General features: G+C 71.4%; 12 protein-coding genes. 3 read left to right on the forward strand and 9 right to left on the reverse strand.

From position 1 onward, the window contains the following. Positions 1-98 precede the first annotated feature (98 nt). From IEY73_RS19080 to IEY73_RS19120, 9 genes are all read right to left on the reverse strand, one after another. Positions 99-1,280 (reverse strand): cytochrome P450 family protein, encoded by a 1,182-nt coding sequence (locus IEY73_RS19080; RefSeq protein ID WP_189080604.1) that lies wholly within the window; start codon positions 1,278-1,280, stop codon positions 99-101. Then, positions 1,277-2,602, reverse strand: a complete 1,326-nt coding sequence (locus IEY73_RS19085; protein WP_189080605.1) for an MAB_1171c family putative transporter — start codon at positions 2,600-2,602, stop codon at positions 1,277-1,279. Before IEY73_RS19085 ends, IEY73_RS19080 begins: the two co-directional genes overlap by 4 nt. Further along, positions 2,599-3,102 (reverse strand): hypothetical protein, encoded by a 504-nt coding sequence (locus IEY73_RS19090; RefSeq protein WP_189080606.1) that lies wholly within the window; start codon positions 3,100-3,102, stop codon positions 2,599-2,601. Before IEY73_RS19090 ends, IEY73_RS19085 begins: the two co-directional genes overlap by 4 nt. Positions 3,103-3,155: 53 nt before the next feature. Then, on the reverse strand, positions 3,156-3,686 hold the full coding sequence (locus IEY73_RS19095) for a helix-turn-helix domain-containing protein (protein ID WP_189080607.1): 531 nt from the start codon (positions 3,684-3,686) through the stop codon (positions 3,156-3,158). A gap of 265 nt (positions 3,687-3,951) precedes the next feature. Continuing rightward, complete coding sequence (locus tag IEY73_RS19100; protein WP_189080608.1) at positions 3,952-4,560, reverse strand: hypothetical protein; 609 nt, start codon at positions 4,558-4,560, stop codon at positions 3,952-3,954. 378 nt (positions 4,561-4,938) lie between these two features. After that, positions 4,939-6,045 carry an alpha/beta hydrolase family protein gene (locus tag IEY73_RS19105; protein ID WP_189080609.1) on the reverse strand — a complete coding sequence of 369 codons (1,107 nt, stop codon included), beginning with the start codon at positions 6,043-6,045 and terminating at the stop codon, positions 4,939-4,941. 87 nt (positions 6,046-6,132) lie between these two features. Next, a complete protein-coding gene (locus IEY73_RS19110; RefSeq protein ID WP_229715957.1) occupies positions 6,133-7,314 on the reverse strand; it encodes a serine hydrolase domain-containing protein in 1,182 nt (393 codons plus the stop codon). A gap of 1 nt (position 7,315) precedes the next feature. After that, the gene (locus tag IEY73_RS19115; protein ID WP_189080611.1) at positions 7,316-8,215 is read right to left on the reverse strand and encodes a hypothetical protein; all 900 of its coding nucleotides are present in this window, start codon (positions 8,213-8,215) and stop codon (positions 7,316-7,318) included. A gap of 669 nt (positions 8,216-8,884) precedes the next feature. Next, positions 8,885-10,966, reverse strand: a complete 2,082-nt coding sequence (locus tag IEY73_RS19120; protein ID WP_189080612.1) for a M14 family zinc carboxypeptidase — start codon at positions 10,964-10,966, stop codon at positions 8,885-8,887. Positions 10,967-11,083: 117 nt separating this feature from the next. Between IEY73_RS19120 and IEY73_RS19125 the strand changes: the two genes are divergently transcribed. The 3 genes from IEY73_RS19125 to IEY73_RS19135 all read left to right on the forward strand — a co-directional run bounded on the left by IEY73_RS19125 (position 11,084) and on the right by IEY73_RS19135 (position 16,627). Next, positions 11,084-11,476, forward strand: coding sequence for a PPOX class F420-dependent oxidoreductase (locus tag IEY73_RS19125; RefSeq protein ID WP_189080613.1), 393 nt, complete (start codon positions 11,084-11,086; stop codon positions 11,474-11,476). A 111-nt stretch (positions 11,477-11,587) separates the two neighbouring features. After that, entirely contained in the window at positions 11,588-13,642 is a 2,055-nt protein-coding gene (locus IEY73_RS19130; RefSeq protein ID WP_189080614.1) for a cellulose binding domain-containing protein, read from the forward strand. 252 nt (positions 13,643-13,894) lie between these two features. After that, positions 13,895-16,627 carry a transglycosylase domain-containing protein gene (locus tag IEY73_RS19135; protein WP_229715958.1) on the forward strand — a complete coding sequence of 911 codons (2,733 nt, stop codon included), beginning with the start codon at positions 13,895-13,897 and terminating at the stop codon, positions 16,625-16,627. Positions 16,628-16,790: the final 163 nt, after the last annotated feature.

The raw sequence follows: 16,790 nt of genomic DNA on the forward strand, positions 1-16,790 counted from the left end.
TGCGAATTCCACGGGGGAAGAACTCGCAACGGCGTGTCCCCAATGTAGAGCCGACGGACCCGCGTGTCCAGCCGGGAACCGGAAGCGTTCGCCGAGAGTCAGACGCGCACCGGAAGGCTCAGCAACGCGCGCGACCGGAACGAGGGTCGCCAGCGCAGCGTCGCATCGTCCACGTCCAGCTTCAGCTCCGGCATCCGGCGCAGCACCGCGCCGACCGCCACCTCCGCCTCCAACCGCGCCAGCGGCGCGCCGAGGCAGTGGTGGATGCCGTGCCCGAGGGTAAGCTGCGCCGACGTGTCCCGCCGCAGGTCCAGCGTGTCCGGGTCGGGGTAGCGTGCCGGGTCGCGGTCGGCTGCGGCGAGGGAGACCATCACCGTGTCGCCGGCCGGGATGCGCACGCCGCCGATCTCCAGGTCCACGGTGGCGAACCGCCGGATGGACACCGGGGCCGGAGGCTCGAAACGCATCAGTTCGCGCACCGCCCCGGGGATCAGCGCGGGATCGTGGCGCAGCGCCGCCCACTGGTCCGGATGCCGCAGCAACGTGAGCACCGCCAGCCCGATCAGGTTGACCGAGTTCTCGTAGCCGGCCACCAGCACCAGGAACGCCAGCGAGGTCAGCTCGTCCTCGGTGAGCCGGTCGCCGTCGTCGTCGCGGGCCGCCACCAGGGCGGACAGGATGTCCGGACCCGGCTCCGCGCGTTTGCCGGCGATGACCGTCGTCAGCAGCTCGATCAGCGAGGCCACCGCCCGGGCCGGGGCGGCCGGATCGTCGGCCGGCGGTGCGAGCATGGTCCCGGCCCAGCCTCGCAGGTCCGCGCGGCGGTCTGCCGGAATGCCCAGCACATCGCAGATCACCGCTACCGGCAGCGGCGCGGCGAAGCCGCGCACCAGGTCACCGCCTCCGGCCGCGGCGATCGGTTCCAGCAGGTCATGCGCCTTCCGCTCGATGTCGCGCCGCAACGCCTCGATGCGGCGCGCGGTGAAGGCCGGGGACACCAGCCGGCGGATCCGGGTGTGGTCCGGCGGGTCCATGTTGAGCAGGTTGGTGTCCAGCGCCGGCGGCAGCCCGAACCCCTTCCAAGCGCCGTCTGCCGCATACCTCTTGTTCAGCGACAGGCGCGGATCGGCGAGCGCCGCGCGGGCGTCCGCGTAGCGTGTCACGATCCACGCGGTGGCGCCGTCGGGCAGGCGGAAGCGGTGCACCGGCGCGGATTCCCGCAGCTCGGTGTAGACCCCGTGGGGGTCGGTGACGACGGACTCCGGCAGTGGCGCGGTCATTCGCTGTGGTTCCCTTCGGCGGCGGCGTGGTCATTCTCGACGGATTCGTCCCCCGTCGTCGCGGCGACGTCCGCGACGACGGGGGAGCGGGACAGCGCGGCGGCCACGGCGGCCAGCCATCGCACCTCGTCGGCCAGGTCACGGCCGGGTGAGCGGTGCACCGCGGGGCCGTCCGCGGCATCCGCCGGCAGGGGCGTGCCGGCCCGCTGCGTGCCCAGCCAGGCGTCCCACCGCCGCCGGCGGGCGCGTTCGGCGGCGGTCGGTTCGAGCGCGTCGCGCCGGCGCTGTGCCTCCCGGGCGGCGAAGGCGACGCGCAACTGCGCCGCGTATACCGTCGCCGCCAGTTCCCCGCCGGTCAGGCCGGCCCGGTGGGCGGCGCCCGCGGCAAGCCGACCGACGCGGTCGTCCACATGCTCGCGGACGGCTCGCAGGCCGTCGCCGATTTCGATGATCCGGCGGTGCAGGCGGTGATCCGGGCCTCGCCGCCCGCCGGAACGGTCCAGCACCACCTCCGGCGTGGTCACCCGGACGGCCTCCCACAGCGGCCGGATCGCCCGGTACGCGCGCCGCCGGACGATCCATCCGGCGGCGGCGGACATTTTCGGGCCGAGGCCGGGCAGCGTCAGGCCGACCACGATGAGCATCGCGCCGACCGCGGACACCGGCGGCACCAGGAACTCCCAGCGGTACGGGTCACTGTCCACCTGAGCGGCCACCAGCGTCACCGTGCGCAGCAGGCAGTACAGCAGGCCGAGCCCGCCGCCCGCCGCGGTCACCCGCAGGCCGCGTGTCAGCCAGGACCGCCCGGCGCCTCCGGCGTACGACAGGCACAGGCGCATGATGTCGACCACGCCGAGGGCCACCGCGGCGACGTAGATGCCGAGATAGGCGGCGTACGCCGGGTCGTGGGCGTAGCTGGCGGCGGCGGTGCGCAGCGACTCCTCCCGCTCGGCGGTCAGGCTGAACAACACCGCCATCAGCGTGAGCACCAGCACCACGGCGGCCACCCGCCACCGGGCATGCCGCCAGCCCTGCGCGCGCGGCCGGGTCCAGAAGATGATCAGGCACTGGATGGTGACCGAGAACGCCACCACCCCGCCCTGCGACACCAGCAGCGACAGGTTCGGCATGCCCGCCGCGCGGTCCAGGGCGCCCCAGATCACCGGGGTGGAGATCGTGAAGATCGCACCCATCAGGGCGAACGCCGTGCAGATGGCGTAGAGCGCGGGGTCGCCCGGGTCCCGGCGCAGCCCTCGGACGAGCCGGTAGAGGAACGCGGCCCAGGCGACCACGGCGGCGACCGGGTAGAGCACGTCGTTCATTCCGACCCCAGCGCCCGTTCGATGCGTTCGATGACGTCCGGATCGCCCCTCGGCACACCTCGGGCATCGTCTCGTGGCCAGGGGTTGAGCAGGCTGAACAGCGCGGTGCCGAGCGCTTCGGCGTCGTGCTCGGACGACTCGTCGTAACAGGTGCGGCCCAGCGCGCGGAGCACCGTGTCCGGGTCCAGCGTGGGCAGGATGCGGCGGGTGGCGTCCGGGTCGGTGACCGGTTCGACGTGGTGGCCGAGCAGCAGATGCGCCAGCTCGTGGCAGACGATGCCGTCCTGCAGCCACGAGTCGGCCAGGGCGTCCAGGAAGATCACGAAGTGGGCCGACGTGACGATGACCAGGCCGCTGGGCAGGTCCGGGGGCAGGTGGGCGCTGCGGACGACCACCGGACGCCCCAGCCGCCGGCCGACCGCGGCGCACAGCCCCGCGACATCGACGCGCCGGGGCAGCTCAAGGTCGCGGACGAGCCGCCGGAACTGTCCTTTGTTCACCACATCGTTCTCCGAAGCCATGGGCGGGCGGGCTGGCCGCCACACGCCGACGATCACGGTTGCGAGCCCGGGCCGGGCCGCTGATCCCCGACGATGCCCTCGACCTCCAGTAGTTGCTCGAAGATCGCGGTCATCGCCGCCTGGCTGCGGTCGGAGAGCCCGGTTCCGGCCAACACGTCGCGCAGCAACACCTGTTGCGCGCCCACGCGGCGCAACTGGTCGAGGCGTTCCAGGTCGCGCGTGACCTCCGCGGCCGATCCGGGGTCGACGTCCTCGACCAGGTATCCGACCGGTACGCCGAAGGCGATGGCCAGAGCCTTGAGGTGGCTCAGGCGCGGATCGGTCACCTTCCCCTGGCGCAGCTCGCCGATGTAGGCACCGCTGATGGTGACCTCGCCCACAGCACGCCGGATCCGGTCGGCCACCTCGCCGGGTCCGTTGATGCGATCCGCGACCTCGCTGTTGAAGTACTCCCGTCCGTGCCGTCCACGTCGTATCTCCTCGGGCCTGGGCCGGATGGTGGCGAACAACCGGTTGATCTTCGTAGCGAGGGAGTCGGCGGGCTCATGAGCCTTCTCGTCCATCGTGGTTCTCCGCTCTCGTTAAACGATTGTTGAGAGCTGCGCACGGATAAACAGGCGTTGCGTACACATTGGAAACGAGCGTAGTGTCGCTTTTCGACGATGTCACCCGAGGGGGCGGGTGACCGGAGGCCAACTGCCCAGGGTAGGCGCTCCGGCCGTCTCCCGGATCGCCGCGGCATCGGCCGTGGAGGGCGGGATGCCGGTCAGGGGCAGGGAACGGGGGTGTCCCTCACCGGCGTCACCGGCCGCCGCGGTCACCAGCGTCTCAGCGCGCGGCGACGGCCCGCACGATCACGTCGGTCAGGCGTGCCGCGGCCCGCGTCGCCGCGAGGCCGCCCTGATGCAGCACGGTGAGATCCTCCGCCGCGCAGGCGGGCGGGCTGTGCCGCACCGCCGCGGCCAGCCCGGCGTGCTGTCCGGCCCAGTCGGCCACGGTCCGGTTCAGCGTCGCCACCAGCGTCGGCGGGTCGTCCGTGGCGGACTGCTCAAGCGCACGCTGCCGGTACGGCCAGTACGACCACACCTTCGTCTCGTCGATGAGCTGCTCGACCGGGTCCCGGCGCAGATAGTGCAGGGCGAGCTCCACGGATGTCGGGCGCCCGTCGCGGATCAGGGCGTCGACCATGCGATGGCGGGCCCGGGCACCGGCCACCTCATAGAACGTGCTCCTGCTGCCGCGTGGCTCGGTGGCCGCCACGATGCTGCGCCACGTCAGTGGCGCGGATACCTCATCGGCGATCAGTTGCGCCGTGGCCCGGAAATAGATGGATCTCGTCTGCCAATGATTGCGACGCGGAGAGCTGTTCGCGGACAGCCGGGCATACCACGTCGCGACCACGGTGTTGCGCAGTTCCCAGTGGAGCGTTGTCGACATCGGGTGATCTCCATGCCGGCGCCGTTGTGAAATCCGGACGTCATGGCATCGGGATCCGCGTCGCCGCCACACGACCGCCCGACAGCCGGAGATGGTTTCTATCACCGGGATGGGGCAATGCGTAGCCTGCCGGACGGTTTCGCCGTTTCCGGTTAGTGAGTGAACTTTTTTCAACAATGCTGGTCCCCGCGAGGGCTGGTCCCCGCGAGGGCTGGTCCCCGGGAGGGCTGGTCCCCGCGAGAGTGCTGGGTTGGCGAGGGCTGGGCCGGCGAGGGCTGGGCCCGGCGAGTGCCGGGACCAGCCCTTGACGTGACGGCATCCCACGCGGGGGGTGGGCGCGTGGGATGCCGTCGGCTCGGGGGGTGCCGAGGCCCGGGTTCAGCCGAACCGGGCCGCGATCCAATCGGCGACCGTGTCCACGGTGGCGAACACCGCGCCGTCGTGGTCCGCGCCGTCGACCTGCACGAATTCGACCGGCTGGTCGTACGCCTGCAACTCGGGGAGCAGCGCCCCGGCGGTCAAGCCGTACGGCACCGCCTCGTCCTCGGTGCCCTGCACCAGCAGGATCGGCGCGCTCGGTGCGGACTGTGCCGGGTCGACGTACAGGGCCAGCTCGTCGAGCACCGGCTGGGGCAACGCGCCGCCGTTGAGCAGTTGCTCGGCGGTCAGCGACGCGTACGCGTCAAGGATCTCGTACAGGCATCCGGTGCGCAGGACCGACGTCTTCTGCTTCGCCGGCGCCGCCAGCACGGTGTTCGGGTTGAACGTCTTGTCGACCGCCTTGAGCCCATAGAGTCCCATCACCAGATAGCCGTTCCCGGGCGTGCCCGGCACCAGCGGGGCGAAGATCTGCGCGTTGGACACCGGCGCGATCGAGGCCACGCCCTTCAACACCAGCCCACCGTCGTACGCGGGAGCGAGCTCGTCGGCGAACAACGCGCCCTGGCCGCCCTGCGAGTGGCCGTCCACCACATACTGGGTGCTCAGCGTCGCGTCGAGCGCACGCGCCGCCTTGACGCTGTCGATGATGGACCGCGCTTCGCTCATCCCCATCAGGTACGGGTGATCCTGCGGCGTGCCCAGGCCGGGGTAGTCGGGTGCGGTGACCGTCCAGCCCTTCTGCAGCAACTTGGCGATGGCCGCCCGCGCCTCGGGCCAGAAGACGTCCATGTTGCTGCTGGGCGCGCACTGGTCGGCCAGCCCGGTGGAGCCGTGCGCCCATACCACGGTCTTGTCCGTCTTGCCGGTCTTCGGGGTGAGCACGAGCCCGGTCGCCGGAATGGGGGTGCCGTCGATCGCGGTGGTCACGTACGTGACACGCGTGCCGGTGGCCAGCGGCTCCAGCTCTGGCGGCAGCGTCGCGGAGGTGCTGAGCAGCACCGTTCCGGTGCCGAGCCTGGCCTGTGCCGGAACGGCGGTGGATAAGATGCCGGCAATCACGACCGCGACGACCGCAGCGAATCGCCGCACGAATAGGGTTTTCACGTACGTGGCCTTTCGGTGGGGTGTGCTATTTGGGCAGGATAGAGCCGTACAGGAATAGCGAAAAGGGTGGTGAAAAAGAATCGCCGATCAGGCGAAATGATCCGCGATACGGCGCAGCGCGGTGATGGTCTCCCGGTCGCGGCGCTCATCGTCCTGTGTGGGCCAGGCGCTGCATTTGACGATCACCACGTCGGCCGACGAGTCGACGAAGAGGTATTGTCCGTGCACACCCACCGCGGTGAACGCGTCGAATGCCATGCCGCCCAGCGTCCACCACTGGTTGGCATATCCGTAGTGGTCGTACCCGCTCGGACCGAGCGCGCCGACGGCCAGGTGCGGCTGGTCGCTCCCGCGGCTGCGGCGCACCCAGTCACGGGGCACGATCTGCCGGTCCGCGATCGCGCCGTCGTGCGCCATGAGCAGCCCGAGCCGGGCCACGTCGCGGGCGGTGGCGTTGAACGAGCCGGCCCCGATCGCGGTGCGCGGGCGTGCCCGGGTCAGCCAGTAGAACGCGTCCCGCTCGGCGCCGATCGCGCTCCACAGGCGTTTCGTGGCGTACGCGGCGAGGGACATGCCGGTGGCCGATTCCAGGATCCAGCCGATGACCTGGGCGTCGAAGGTGGAGTAGTTGAACCGTTGGCCGGGTGCCGCGGTGCGCGGCGCCGCGCGTACCACCTGGGCGACGTTCCCGCCGCCCATGACGGCCTGCTCGAAACGCTTGATCCCGCTGTCCGGCACGTCCCAGTCCTCCCGGTCGCCCACCCCGCTGCTCATGTCCAGCAGGTCGGCGAGGGTGTTCTCGGCGTACGCCGTGTCACCGAAACTGGGCAGGTAGTCGGTGACCCGGTCCTTGACGCTGTCGATCGCGCCCTCGGCGAGCGCGATGCCGAGCAGCATCGACGTCACCGATTTGGAGACCGAGAACAGTTGCATCCGCGAGCGAGGGCCGGCGAACGCGCCGGGATAGCATTCGTGCACCACCATGCCCTGACGCAGCACCACGAAGGCCGTGGTGAACGTCCGCCGGTGCAGATCCTCTATGCTGTAGTCGCGGTCCTCGAAGCGATAGGTCAGGTCCATCGGCTGCGGATCGTGACGCAGCGGCCGGTGCGCCTCGCCGCGCGGCACCCGCTCGGTCGGCATCAGCCAGTTCATGTGCGTGAACGTCCATTCGTTGAACGGTCGCCGCATGATCAGGTCACCTTGACGGTCCCACCAGGACGGAGCCCGCGCGGGGCGGGCCGCGGATCGCTCGGTCGTGCTCGTCATGTCAGTCCCCATCGGTCGTCGCGGTGTCGTCGTTCGCGCCGCTTTCAAAGAGTTCACGCAGAGTCCGGCCGCTTGGTTCATCGATCGGTTCGAGATAGCTGTGCATCATCGCGAGGATCGCCTTGCCGGCCAGGTTCCCGGCCGGGTCCTCGCCGATGATCCCGGCACCCGGGTCGCCGAGCTGGTGCACCGCGAAGCCCTCGGTGATGGCGGCCAGAATGTTGGTGAACTCCTCAAGCGTGATGCCCTGGCGTAGCTGGTAGCCGCGCGCGGCGATGGTCTCGGCGTAGATCTTCATCCAGGGCTCAAGGGCGCCGGCGTAGTTGTTGGCGATCGCGTCGTGGATGCCGTCGTTGCGATCGGCGGTGGCGGCCATGATCAACTGCAGCCGGAACAGCGGCATCCGGCAGATGGCTCGCACTTCGTGGTACGCCGCACGCTCGACCGCGTCCACGAAGCTCCGGTCGGTGATCAGCCAGTCGCCGCGCGTCTCCAGGCCGGCGCCGTACTGCGGGTCGTAGTTCATGGCGTGGAAAAGGAACGTCAGAAGGTCGTTGATGTAGTCGTCGTGGCACGCCCAGGTGGCCCGGTACGGCCCGTCGCCCTTCTGGCGCAGGAATGGCGGCGACAGGGTTTCCATCTCCCGCGACAGGGCGCGCTCGGTGAGGAATCGCAGCCCTGACCAGTACGGCTTGCGATCACTGTCGGCGGCGCACTCACCGGGGTCCCGCGCACCGAGGTTGTGCTCGACGAGGTTGGCGCCTGCCTTCAGGTACGACGCCACCTTCAGCGAGTTGACCAGGGCGTCCCGTGTGGACTTCCGGACGCCCTTGACGCGGGTGACAATGCCGGAAAGGTCCTGATTATACGGGTAGGGCAGGTCCTTCTTGTCGTACGCCATGACGTGATTGTTGTCCGATTCGGAGCAGAGACAAGTCCGTACGTGCGTAGTACTCGGAGGCTAGGACTCTGGACATTTCTCACACCGACTCCAATGTGACGAAACGTGATTAGAGAATAACTCTCCGAATGCATTTCGCGGCTCCGGTTCCCCCGAACGGGTGGCAACCGCACCGCGGCTTGGGCAAAGGGCGCCACCAGGCGAACCCGAACGTCCAAGTCCCGAACGCCCCGCCCGCCCCCGCCCCCGCCCCGGCCCTCGCCCGCCCCGTCGCCCCGCGCTCGCCCGCGCCCCCGCGTGCCCCGTCGATCTTGAACTTTGTGTGGTCGTTATGCACTGCCAAAGGCCACATGTCCGACCGCAAACTCCAAGATCGACTCGGTTCTTCAGTCTGTGGAGGACGATCTTGGACTTGCGGGTCGGACATGTGCGATTTGTGCGGGCAAGACTGGCGCGCTAAGTCCAAGGGTGGCGAGGGTGGCGAGGGTGGCGAGGGTGGCGAGGGTGGCGAGGGTGGCGAGGGTGGCGAGGGTGGCGAGGGTGGCGAGGTCGGCGAGGTCGGCGAGGGTGGCGAGGGCGGCGAGGGCGGCGAGGGCGGCGAGGGCGGGGTGAGGGCGGGGAGGGCGGGCTTGGACCGGGGTCGTGTGGGCCGGCGGGCGCGCCGTACGGTCAGCCCTGCTGCGCTGCCCGGTCGTGTGCCACGCGGACCAGCTCCATCAGGCCCGCCGCGTACTCCTGGGACTCCGCATGCGCCTCGTCGAACGGCGGCTGGAAGCCCACACCCTCCCAGCGTTGCGCCGACTCGTTCCAGCGGTCGTTGCCCACTTCGAAGTCCCAGGCGAAGATGCCCTGGTCGTAGTACAGCTCGTCGGCCGAGTTGCCGGCCGCCGAGTACAGCACGTCCGCCACCGGCCCGGTGTAGGACGGCCAGGTGACGGTGCCCCGGTACGAGCCGATGGCCGCGATGATGCGCCGCGCGCTGTCCAGGAAGTATTTCGACTCGTCGATGGACGGCCGTGGCAGGGTGATCCGCCCGTCCGCCTGGTAGGCGCCCGGCGGCCACATGAAGTATCCGCCGTAGCTGTGCACGTTCAGGGCGAATTCTATGTTCTGGTGCGCCCGCGCCAGCGCGATCACGTTGCGGCTTTCCGGTTCGGACAGTTCCCCGGTTCCGGCGTACGTGCCGGACAGGCATCCCGTACTGGCCCCGGCGTATCCGTCGAAGAGCGACCCGACGGCGTAGTTGCGGTTGACGTCCACGCCCCACAGGTCGCGGTACACCGGGTCACGATCCTGGCCGGTGCAATGATTGACCATGTTCTTGCGCTGGAAGTTGAAGTCATTGAAGGAGTAGTTGGCGCCGTCCGGGTTGACCGTCGGGATCACGAACACGTCCACCGACTGCAGCAGGTCGCGGGTGGCCGGGTCGGTCGCGTAGTTGGCCAGCAACCGTTCCGCGAACTCCATGGTGACCAGGGGAGTTGCCCACTCGCGGGCGTGTTCCTGCGAATAGGCCAGCACGCCGATGCGCGAGCCGTCGCGCACCGCGCCGATCCGCAGCGCCTGGACGGTCCACGGGTGCTGCGGTACCTCGGTGCCGTGCAGGCCGTCGTCCAAGCGTACCGGGCCGGTCACCGGCATCGGCAGGCCCTCCGAGCCTTCTTCCGCGAAGGCCCGGAAACGCTGCGGGTAGCGGGCCGAGATGAAGGCCGCCACGTCGTCGGTCGTGCTGATCACCTTGCCGCCGCCGTCGGTGGCGAGCGTGACGGTGAGCACCCGGTCGCGATAGGTCGCCGTCAGCGGACGGTTCGGCCGCCCGGGGTCTACGGTGCGCGCCTGGACGCCGTTCATGCCCTGGGCGCCGAACTTCACCGATTCCACGACCACGGCGGCGGCGTTGGGGTCGCCCAGGTATGCCGCGGCGGTACGCCGGTACCCCTGCGTCTTGTCCGGCAGGTCGATGACGTCGACCAGGTCCGGGTACTGCCGGGCCAGCCGGCCGATCCGGGCGCGGACGTCGATCGGGGTCATGTACGCGCCGACGAAGTCGCTCTGATACCCGCTGGGCTGGGCGGGCGGCTGTGCGCCGGGCCACGCCTCGGGCGTGGTGGGCCGAGCCGTGCCGCCCAGGCTGGACGTCGCGGTCACGCTCACCGGGCGGCTGGGCAGCGGCTGGGGGAGCGCGTAGTGATATTGGTACTCCCCGGCGTCGGAGAACCGCCGTAGCGCGTACGAGCCGGTGGTGCCGTCGGCCGTGGTCCACGTGACGGTGATCTCGACGTCCGGGTCGTCGGTGGCGGTCGTGGCCACCTGGGTCTGCAGGAAGGTCCGCCCGCCGGAGGTCCACCAGTACGCCTGCAGGAAGTGCAGGGTGTCGGTGGCGAGGGTGCGCGCCGCGCGCCGGCTCTCGGCCAGGTGGCGGGCGCCGTCCGCGGCGGTCTGGATGAGCTGGACGGGCTGGGCGCCCCGCGCGGTCAGGTCCGCCAGCTCGGCGCCGGTGACCACCAGGTCGGCGAGCACCCCGCCGGATTCGTCGCGCGGGTGGGCGGCCAGGTCGGCGCCGTCGTCGACGAGGCGGGCCAGCATGGCCTCGCCCGGCAGCCGGAAACGCACCAGCCCGGTCTGGCCGGCGGCCAGCGTGATGGTGGGCGCGGCGTCGGGGGTGGCGGCCACACCGCGGCCCGCGGGGGCGAGCACGGTGGCCGTCACGAGGGCTGCGGCGGCGGTGGCCGCCCAGCGTCTGGCTGACATGGAACCTCCTGCGGTTCTCGGATGAGGATGCCGGTTTCACATCAGTGCATTCATCGATCAATGTCAACGAGTGTGGACCCGCGGGTGCCGGACGCGGCCGACGGGTATGCAAGTGTCATGAACGCAGAGAAGCTCGGTGCGCAACGGTTCGTCTCGCTGACCACCTATCGCCGGGACGGCACGCCGGTGCCCACCCCGGTGTGGGTGGCCCGCGACGACGAGGCGCTGCTGGTCACCACCCCGGCGGACACTGGGAAGGTCAAGCGGCTGCGGCGTGACCCGCGGGTGCGGATGCAGCCCAGCACCCGCGGCGGCAAGGTCGCGCCGGATGCGCCGGCGCTCACCGGCACCGCGCAGATCATCGACCAGGACGCCGGTGCGGCGCGGCTCACCGACCTGTTCCGGCGCAAGTACGGGCTGGAGTACCGGATCTTCTCGACGGTGGAGCGGATCGTGGCGCGTGGCCGCCGTCCACGGGTGCTGTTGCGTATCACCCCGGACCAGGCGTGACCGCCGTGCCCGGACCGGGTAGGGCGGCTCGGCCCAGGCGGTATTGACAGTCCTCGCTGGCGCGGTAAGCATGGGAGCGCTCCCATCCTCATTCCCCGCGAGGGAGGACCCATGCCGTCCGCGATCGTCCACCGGATCGCGCGAGGCGCCCTGCTGCTCGGTGGGGCGGCGCTGCTCAGCGCCGTGCCCCCGAGCGTCTCCGCCTCGGCCGCCACCACACCCGTCGCCGTGACCGTGAACGCCCCCGCCGGGCTTGCCGTCGTCCCCGGCGCCGCCCTGGGCGTCAACGACGCCGTCTGGGACGCCCAACTGGGCACCACCGCGGTGTCCGACCTGCTCGACGCCGCCGGCGTCCAGATGATCCGTTACCCGGGCGGTTCCTACGCCGACATCTACCACTGGCGCGACAACACCGCGCCCGGCGGATACGTCGCGCCGGACACCGACTTCGACACCTTCATGGCCTCGGTCCAGCGGATCGGCGCCGAGCCGATGATCATCGCGAACTACGGCACCGGTACGCCCGAGGAGGCCGCCGGCTGGGTGCGGTACGCGCGGGACAAGGACTACCCGGCACGGTTCTGGACGATCGGCAACGAGAACTACGGCAACGGTCACTACGGGTCCGCCTGGGAGGCCGACGATCACGCGGACAAGAGCCCCGCGGCGTACGCGCAAGGGGTCGTGGACTACGCCGAGGCGATGCGCGCCGCCGACCCGGACATCAAGATCGGCGCGGTGCTCACCATGCCGGGCAACTGGCCGGACGGCCTGGTCGCCGAGGGCGACGCCGGTACCTGGAACCAGGAGGTGCTGACGCGTGCCGGCGCGGCCATCGACTTCGTGGACGTGCACTGGTATCCGGCCGAGACCACCGCCGCCGCCACGCTGGCCAAGACCGGGCAGCTCGACGACGCCATGCACCTGCTGCGGGAGCAGATCGACCGGTACGCCGGCCCGCACGCCGACCGGATCAAGATCAGCATGACCGAGACCAACGTGGACGTCGGGCGCAACACCCAGCCGGGGGCCCTGTTCCTCGCCGACACCTACAGCGAACTGCTGGAGAACGGCGTGTTCACGGTGCACTGGTGGAACGTGCACAACGGCATGGGCGAGGTCAGCACCGTCGCCGGGCAGACCGACTACGCCGACTACGGCATGCTCTCCAGCGGCAACTGCCAGTCCGACGGCACCGTCTGTGAGCCTCCCCTGAACACCCCGTTCCCGGCATACCGGGCGCTGGGCATGATGAGTTCCTTCGTCCGGCCGGGGGATCAGTTGATCGGGGCCGGCGCGGACGATCCGCTGGTGGCCGCGCATGCCGCCCGGCGCCCGGACGGCGACCTGGCGGTCCTGCTGATCAACCGGGACCCGGACCGGGAGCGGTCGGTCACCCTGGACTACCGGGGATGGACGCCGGGTTCCGGCACGCCGACCGTCGCCACCCTCGGCAACGGCGACACGGCCGTGCACACCGCGACGGCCGGGACGGCGACCGCGCAGACCCTGCCGCCCTACTCGCTGACCCTGCTCACCGTGCACCCGGCCACCGCGCCCACCGGAGCGCCGCATGCGCCCGGCCAGCCCACCGCCACCGCGGTCACCGACCACGCCGCGACGTTCACCTGGGCGGCCGCCGGGGCGGGCGGGCACCCGATCGCCAAGTACGAGGTCTACCGCAACGACGGCGGGGTGAGCGAGCAGCTCGGCGAAACCCCGGGCACGTCCTTCACGGCCGGCAATCTGCGGCCCGGAACGCGGTACACGGTGACCGTGGTGGCCCGCGACGCGGCGGGCCGTGCCTCGTGGTCCTCACCGCCGCTGACGTTCACCACCGGCACCCCGGCGACCAGCGCCTGCACGGTGCGGCTGACCGACACCAACGACTGGGGCAACGGCTTCGTGGGCAGCATCGACATCACCAACAACGACGGCGAGGCGCTCCCCGGTTGGACCCTCGCCTTCACCTGGCCGACGCCGTGGCAGTCGGTGGACAGCGGGTGGAACGCCACCTGGGCGCAGTCCGGTCGCACGGTCCGGGTGACCGGCACCGGCCTGGGCGCAGACCAGACGGTGACGGTGGGCTTCGTCGGCTCCTACAGCGGGCCGAACGTGTTGCCGGCCGCCTTCACGCTCAACGGCACGGTCTGCACGACCGGCTGACGGACCGGCCGCAAGACGTGGCCGCCGGGCGGGCACCTGACCGAGGGGAGTGCTCGCCCGGCGGCCACCATGACAAATCTCTCCCGATCAGCAGGCAACACGAGGAAACCGCAGATCATTACGGATCACCACGAGTGAGACTCCGGTAACGGGCGAAGAGCCGGCGGTGCGGATCAACGGATGTCGCTGCGGCGCCGTCTTCTCCGTGTGACTCAGGAGAACCGGAGGGACCCGCGCCCGAGGTGGCGCAGAATGGCGGCGCGGGTCGCCGTGGTGACGCTCGTCTGGTGCGGCGCCGGCGTCGGGGCGGCCGAGGCCTATGTGGACGCGGTGCCGCTGCCCGGCACCCCGGCCGCGGTCCAGGCGTCCACGCTCTATTACGCCGACGGCCGTACCGTCCTGGCCCGGGTGGGCACCACCGACCACAGCGACGTGCCGCTGTCCGCGGTGCCGCCCGGCATGCGCCACGCGATCCTGGCCGCCGAGGACCGCGACTTCTACCACCACGCCGGGGTGTCGCTGCGCGGGATGCTGCGCGCGGTGGTCGCGGACGCGCGCGGCGGGCGCGAGGGCGCCTCCACCATCACCCAGCAGTACGCCCGCAACGCCTTTCTCACCCAGGACTTCTCGGCCGGGCGCAAGGCCCGCGAAATGGTCCTGGCGGTCAAGCTGGAACGGCAGTACACCAAGGACCAGATCCTGGAACGTTATCTGAACACCATCTACTTCGGACGGGGCGCGTACGGGATAGCAGCCGCGGCCGGCGCGTACTTCGGGGTCGGCGTGGGCCGTCTCACCCCCGCCCAGGGCGCGGTGCTCGCCGCGGCGGTGAAGGACCCGTACCACTTCGACCCGGCGGTGGATCCGGCCGGCGCGCGGCAGCGCTGGAGGTGGATCATCGCAGCGGAACGCGCGCAGGGCTGGCTGGACGCCGACCCGGCGTACCCGCCCGTGCGCCCCGCCCACGCACGGCTGGACGACGCCAACGGGCTGATCGTCGACCAGGTGGAACGGGAACTGGCGGGGCACGGCGTGACGCCCCGCGAGCTGCACACCCGCGGCCTGCGGGTGGTGACCACGGTGGACGCGGACGCGCAGCGGGCGGCCGTGCGCCGCGTGGCCGGGACGCTCGCCGACCAACCGGCCGGGCTGCGCGCGGCGGTGGTCGCCGTCGACCCGGCCACCGGCGGGGTGCGCGCGTACTACGGCGGCGCGCAGGGCCGCGGCTACTTCGACGACGCCGCGGCGCCCCGGCCCCCGGCATCCGCCTTCACGCCGATCGTGCTGGCCGCGGCCCTGGAACAGGGCATCGGATACGACTCGCGCTGGGACGGCAGCTCACCCCGCACGTTCCCGGGCCGCGGGCCGCTGCGCAACCCCGACGGGCGGCAATGCCCCGACTGCACCCTGCGCCAGGCGATGGTGGACTCGCTGCGCACCCCGTTCTACGCGGTCGCGCAGCGCGTCGGCGCGGGGCGGGTGCGTGACACCGCGTACCGGCTGGGGGTCTCCCGCACGTACGACGGACGCCAGACCCTGGTCGACGTGCGCGGCGACCCGGAGCCGGGGCGCACCCGCGCCGACATCGCCCTGGGCCGGTACGCGGTGACCCCGGCCGACCTGGCGTCGGTGTACGCCACCTTCGCCGCCGGCGGGATCCGGCACCGGCGGCACTTCGTGACCTCAGCGGCCGGGCCGGACGGGGCGCCGCGCTGGCGCTTGCACGCCGCCGGTGCCCGGGTGCTGAGCGCGAACGCGGCGGCGGACGTCTCCGCCGTGCTGCACGCCGTCGTCCAGGCCGGGCAGGCGCGTCCGGACCGGCCCGCCGCGGGCGAGGCGGGCAGCCAGCAATGGGGCGACACGCATGACAACCAGGACGCGTGGATGGCCGGGTACACGCCGCAGCTCGCCACCGCGGTATGGCTGGGACGATCGGTGCCAGGCCCGATCCGGGACCGGGACGGCGAACCGATCGAGGGCGGCACCGTGCCGGCCCGGCTGTGGCGCGATGTCACGCATGACGCGCTGACCGACACGCCGCCGACGGCGCTGCCGCCGCCGGCGCATCTGGGCCGCACCGATGTGGGCGACGCCGGCGCGCGCGGCCGCTCCCGCCGCGCGGCGCACTCGCCGGAGTCGGGGCCGGAGTCGGGGTCGGGGTCGGGGTCGGGGGAGTCCGGCACGTCCACCGGCGACCTGGTGGTGGTGCACACCCGGCACCCCGGCAAGCGGCTCGCCCTGACCTTCGACGACGGCCCTTCCCCCTACACCACACAGGTGCTGGCACTGCTCGCCGAGTACGGCATCACGGCCACCTTCTGCATGGTGGGCGAGGAGGTCGATCGTTATCCGGGCATCGTCCGGCAGGTGGTCGCCCGGGGGCACCGGCTGTGCAACCATTCGTGGCGGCATGACGACCTGGGCGTGGTGTCCGCGGACGTGGCGCGCCACGACATGGAGCGCACCGACGCGGCCCTGGCACGCGCCGTGCCCGGCGCCACGGTCACCTATTTCCGGGCGCCGTACGGCAGTTGGGGCGGCACCGCGCACGTCGCGGCCGGGCGTGGCCAGACGCCGCTGGGCTGGCTGGTGGACCCGGACGACTGGACGATGCCGGGCGCGGACGTGATCGCCGGCCGCATCCGCGACCAGGTGACGCCGCGCGCGGTGGTGCTGGTGCACGACGGCGGCGGGGATCGTGCGCAGACGGTGCAGGCGCTGCGCACCCTGATCCCGGAGCTGCTGGCGGACGGGTGGACGTTCGACCTGCCGGAGACGACGGTGGCGGCGCGGCGGTTGCCGTCGGCGTCACCGTCGGGCACTCCGACACGTTCCGGCGACCCGACGTCGTCATCCACCCCGCCACCGGCGACCCCGAGCTCGGCAGCCCCGCCACCGCCCACGCCGACCTCGGCAGTCCCGCCACCCCCACCCCCGCCCCCCACCCCCGCCCCCGGGGGCGCCGAGCCGTCGCGTCGATCTTGAACTTTACGGTCAGACATATACCCCCTGACGGTACTAACCGGACACAGAAAGTCCAAGATCGGCGAGGCTGGGAGCGGCACGTGCGTCGATCTTGGACTTTCCGGTCGGATATGTCGTTCATAGGTGGGCAGAAGTGGCCCATGAAGTTCAAGATCGGTGGCGT

It is taken from the genome of Mangrovihabitans endophyticus, assembly GCF_014646155.1.
GTDB lineage: Bacteria > Actinomycetota > Actinomycetes > Mycobacteriales > Micromonosporaceae > Actinoplanes > Actinoplanes endophyticus.

Coding starts and splice junctions, on each gene's coding strand:
- IEY73_RS19135 (WP_229715958.1), top strand. CDS start 13,895: ATGGCGGCGCGGGTCGCCGTGGTGACGCTCGTCTGGTGCGGCGCCGGC.
- IEY73_RS19120 (WP_189080612.1), bottom strand. CDS start 10,966: ATGTCAGCCAGACGCTGGGCGGCCACCGCCGCCGCAGCCCTCGTGACG.
- IEY73_RS19130 (WP_189080614.1), top strand. CDS start 11,588: ATGCCGTCCGCGATCGTCCACCGGATCGCGCGAGGCGCCCTGCTGCTC.
- IEY73_RS19110 (WP_229715957.1), bottom strand. CDS start 7,314: ATGACGAGCACGACCGAGCGATCCGCGGCCCGCCCCGCGCGGGCTCCG.
- IEY73_RS19125 (WP_189080613.1), top strand. CDS start 11,084: ATGAACGCAGAGAAGCTCGGTGCGCAACGGTTCGTCTCGCTGACCACC.
- IEY73_RS19085 (WP_189080605.1), bottom strand. CDS start 2,602: ATGAACGACGTGCTCTACCCGGTCGCCGCCGTGGTCGCCTGGGCCGCG.
- IEY73_RS19080 (WP_189080604.1), bottom strand. CDS start 1,280: ATGACCGCGCCACTGCCGGAGTCCGTCGTCACCGACCCCCACGGGGTC.
- IEY73_RS19100 (WP_189080608.1), bottom strand. CDS start 4,560: ATGTCGACAACGCTCCACTGGGAACTGCGCAACACCGTGGTCGCGACG.
- IEY73_RS19095 (WP_189080607.1), bottom strand. CDS start 3,686: ATGGACGAGAAGGCTCATGAGCCCGCCGACTCCCTCGCTACGAAGATC.
- IEY73_RS19115 (WP_189080611.1), bottom strand. CDS start 8,215: ATGGCGTACGACAAGAAGGACCTGCCCTACCCGTATAATCAGGACCTT.